We start from the raw sequence: 3,912 nt of genomic DNA, 5'->3' as shown, positions 1-3,912 counted from the left end.
GGTGACGTGTGTAGCTTAGCCAACGGCGCTGAAAGCTGCGCCGGCGGAAGCTGCGTTCTCACCATCTGTGATTCCGGATACGACGATTGCAACAACAACGACGCGGACGGCTGTGAGACTGATATCTTTGACGACACATCCAACTGCGGTACTTGCGAAAATACGTGTACCAACGACCACGGATCTATGGTCTGCTCCAGTGGAACATGCGCGCCAAGCTGTGCCTCTGGATATGACAACTGCGATAGCAATGTGAACAACGGCTGTGAAACGCCGCTCAACTCACTCAGCAACTGCGGTGGTTGCAATGTAAGCTGCGCCCTTAACAATGCCACGGAAAGCTGTGGATCCGGCGTATGTGAACTTACGGCCTGCTCCAACAAGTACTGTAATGCTAACAATGTAACCGGAGATGGTTGCGAGTTTAATCTCGACACCAATCCAGGGTGCAGCGGCAGTGTGACCAACCTAGGCTCTGTAAATGGTGATATCAACGGCAGCACCATCACGGTCAGTGGAACTGGCGAGCGCTGGTACCGAGTCTATGTGGATGAAGACTCAAGCCTGATTTACGATATGCGTGTTCGAATCACCCTAACCCCTGCCGCGGGAACAGACTACGACCTAACTGTCCATAAGGGCAGTTGCTCCGGAAGTAGCCAGAGTTCATCGGCCAGTGGTTCAAGCTCTGATTCTGTAACCTTTAGCTGGGGAGACAGCTGGGGCTCGGGAGATGAAGAATGGATGTACATTCAGGTGAAAACCTATTCAGCCAACGTCTGTTCGAGTTACACATTATCGGTACAAGGTGATCCCTAGAGAGAGAATTCCTCAGGGCTCGCTAGAATCAAATGCAGGAGGTTAGTTTAAAACTTCTTCCGCACCATCGCTGGCCGGCTCATCCCAGTCACGCGTATTCGCAGTTGCCATCTCTACACCGAGCATGTCAGCTTTCTGCCCGGTAATTTTTTCGAATGCGGCACCCACGGTGCGGGCAAACTCAACGAAGCCCTCGTCTGTTAGCCGGTAAGACATATTGCCCATCTCTACAATCACGCTGCCGCACTTGCAGCTTTGCACACTGAAGTAACCACTGGCGTGAACGACGCGAGAACTCTTATTATTATGCTTGTGCATCTTCGTACTCTTTTCAGGCAGCTATTTTTTGAAGCTGTAGTTTGAGAATATCGCACCACTTTTCGAGGCGCTCATCGGTAAGTTCAGACTGACAATCTTGGTCGATTGCTAGGCCACAAAACTGGCCGTCAACAATGGCTTCAGAAGCGTCAAACTCATAGCCTTCAGTGGGCCAAAACCCGATGTTGCCTTCGGCCCCCCGCTCCACCATCTTCTTGTAGAGAATACCCATCCCATCTAGAAACGTATCGCCGTAACCGTATTGATCTCCGAGACCAAAGAGAGCGATCTTCTTACCACTGAGGTCTACCTTCTCGAGGTCCTCATAAAGGCAATACCAATCATCCTGAAGCTCTCCGATATGCCAAGTTGGAATTCCCACAATAAGAAACTCATAGGCCATTAAATCATTCACCGATGCTTGGGCTACGTCATGTACATCTGATTCATCAATATTGAGCTGGTCTTGGATTACTTCAGCCAACTCTTCTGTGTTGCCTGTGCAAGTACCGAAAAATAGTCCTGTCTTCATGTTTTCACCGTCATCTTATTCAAGCGCATTCGAGGAGCATGCGTTGAAGTTCGTCTTTAATTTCGCTTTTCACGAGGATGGCCAAACCCGCGATGACCAGGTCGTAAGAGCCGAGGTCATCTTCGGAGGAGATTGTGGAAATGTCTCGGATGGCACCATGCTCTAGGTTCAAACCACCACGGATTAGCTCGCCAATTTCATCAGCGTGGGCCTTATTGGCCCCATAAATAATCCCAATTTTCACAGTATTCTCCCTTGGGCCAATCCCGTTTTGTCATCAACAACATAATAATGAGAACTATTCTCATTGTCAACGTTAAAGGTATTAGACGGCGCCGCTCAGTTAAAGTTAAGAGCCTGTAATTGTTACGCAATTTCTAGAAAAGTTGACTATAGAAGGTGCATTTCTTGTAAAATCCGGGGTTGGCTTTGATGAAGATGCTCGTGGAAGAATCCCGTTGTGCTCATAGCCGGTCCATTGCGCCGAGATTTTGCCGCGCAACTAAGACACTTGGCCTTGATTTCAAACGGCTCTAACGCTCGAAAACTGATTGCCATATTCAATCCACTTCACATCACTTCCTGAACGAGTCCCTTTTTGAGAATCACTTAAAAAAACTCCGTGATTGAAGGCCGTTTAAGTGTTCGATGACAGCTTGTTTTTTTACTTTTTTATTGTCATGGTTAAGCCCCATTCTCGAAGTAAATGAAGGACCGATTATGCCTGTGAAGTATCTACAAAGTATTATGTATTGCGCTGCTTTGACGCTGCTTATGCCACAAGTTGGATGTGGAACCGACGAACCGCTCCCAGGCACCTCACCTACAGATACAAGCGACACAAGCCAAGACGACCCGGCAGATGAAGCCGACAGCTCCGACACGACAGACTCTACCGATGCTGCCGATACAACTGATGCAACCGACTCAAGTGAACCCGCACAAGACGACCCGGCAGACGCGGCCGACAGTTCCGACCCGACTGACTCTACGGACGTATCGGATGCAAGTGATGCAACCGACTCAAGTGAACCCGCACAAGACGACCCAGCAGATGCAGCGGATACTTCAGATCCAAGCGATGCATCAGACCCCACCAACAGCGGGAGTTACCAAGTCGATTTTTCAGTCAACATGAACTGCTCGGAGCTGGCCAGCTTTTCGGTTGTGTACGTCACAGGTCCCTTCGCCGACTGGTGCGGTGACTGCTATGCACTCAATGATGATGACGGTGATGGAATTTGGACAGCCAGTTACACCTTCGAAAATGAAACGGCGCTCGAATACAAATACAATGTCGACAATTGGGCGGCTCAAGAAGACCTGGTAGATGAGATGGTCGATGGCGCAAGCTGCGCTCCCGTGACCGACTATTTTGAATATGCCAACCGGAGCGTCACTTTATCTGCAAGCTCGGCTGTCGCGACGAGCGACGTCTACGGCACCTGTGAGAGTTGCACTTCTGAGCCCTCCACCACCACGCCTCGTCTTACTTTCCAGGTAAATATGGGCTCCACCTACTCCGGCGGTGTCACGGTTGGAAACAGTGTGGATGGCTGGAACGCGGCCGGAATGGTTCAACTCAACGATTCAGACAGCGATGGTATCTACATCGGATCGATGGAACTCGAGCCAGGAACCACCATCGAATACAGATTCATTCAAGGCTACGACGGAAGCGGTTCTTGGGAAGAAGTCCCTGCGGAATGTGGCCTCACAACCGGCGGATTCACCAACCGGGTATTCACCATGCCCGACACCCACGCAGTCTTACCCGTGGTTGCCTTTGGAAGCTGTAGCCCAGATGCTCCAGGCGACAATGGCAATGGCAGCAACCCCAACGATATCTGCTCAGCACAGCCCGGGCGGTCACCTGCCGTCAATATCGTGGGTCGTCAAATCCGCGTGGGTACTTCACCCCTTCATATGAAAGGCGTTGCGTGGTCTCCAATTCCCGTAGGACAAGGACCGAGCAATCACTTCGCCAGTGCCGTGGAGGCGGATGCGCAGCTGATGCAGGATGCCGGTATCAATGTGGTACGAACATACGGCGCTATCTTAGATGAAGCAGTACTGGATGAACTTTGGAGCCATGGTATCTATGTGGTGATGACCATCTACTACGGCTATACAGAGACCGTGGAGAGTACCATCGAAAAGGTATGTGCCATAAAACATCACCCAGCAGTTTTGAGCTGGTCTGTGGGCAACGAGTGGAACTATACCAACTTGGCTCAAGACAT

Annotated in this window: 5 protein-coding genes; 2 read left to right on the top strand and 3 right to left on the bottom strand. The window is 50.5% G+C overall.

Annotated features, from left to right (window positions below; genetic code table 11):
• Nucleotides 1-819: hypothetical protein (locus HOK28_07590; GenBank protein MBT6432936.1), on the top strand; the 819-nt coding region annotated here is incomplete at its 5' end.
• A 42-nt stretch (nucleotides 820-861) separates the two neighbouring features.
• Here HOK28_07590 and HOK28_07585 read toward each other — a convergent pair.
• Genes HOK28_07585 through HOK28_07575 form a run of 3 tightly spaced genes read right to left on the bottom strand, consistent with a single transcriptional unit; the run spans nucleotide 862 to nucleotide 1,913 of the window.
• The gene (locus tag HOK28_07585; protein MBT6432935.1) at nucleotides 862-1,137 is read right to left on the bottom strand and encodes a hypothetical protein; all 276 of its coding nucleotides are present in this window, start codon (nucleotides 1,135-1,137) and stop codon (nucleotides 862-864) included.
• A gap of 13 nt (nucleotides 1,138-1,150) precedes the next feature.
• Nucleotides 1,151-1,669, bottom strand: a complete 519-nt coding sequence (locus tag HOK28_07580) for a flavodoxin (protein ID MBT6432934.1) — start codon at nucleotides 1,667-1,669, stop codon at nucleotides 1,151-1,153.
• Between the two features lie 19 nt (nucleotides 1,670-1,688).
• A complete protein-coding gene (locus tag HOK28_07575; protein MBT6432933.1) occupies nucleotides 1,689-1,913 on the bottom strand; it encodes a hypothetical protein in 225 nt (74 codons plus the stop codon).
• A gap of 404 nt (nucleotides 1,914-2,317) precedes the next feature.
• On the opposite strand from HOK28_07575, the gene HOK28_07570 reads away from it, so the two are divergent.
• The coding region (locus HOK28_07570) for a hypothetical protein (protein ID MBT6432932.1) at nucleotides 2,318-3,912 on the top strand (1,595 nt) is incomplete at its 3' end.

The sequence above is a fragment of the Deltaproteobacteria bacterium genome, from assembly GCA_018668695.1.
Classification (GTDB): domain Bacteria; phylum Myxococcota; class XYA12-FULL-58-9; order XYA12-FULL-58-9; family JABJBS01; genus JABJBS01.
This window is presented reverse-complemented; position numbering and strand designations above follow the sequence as displayed.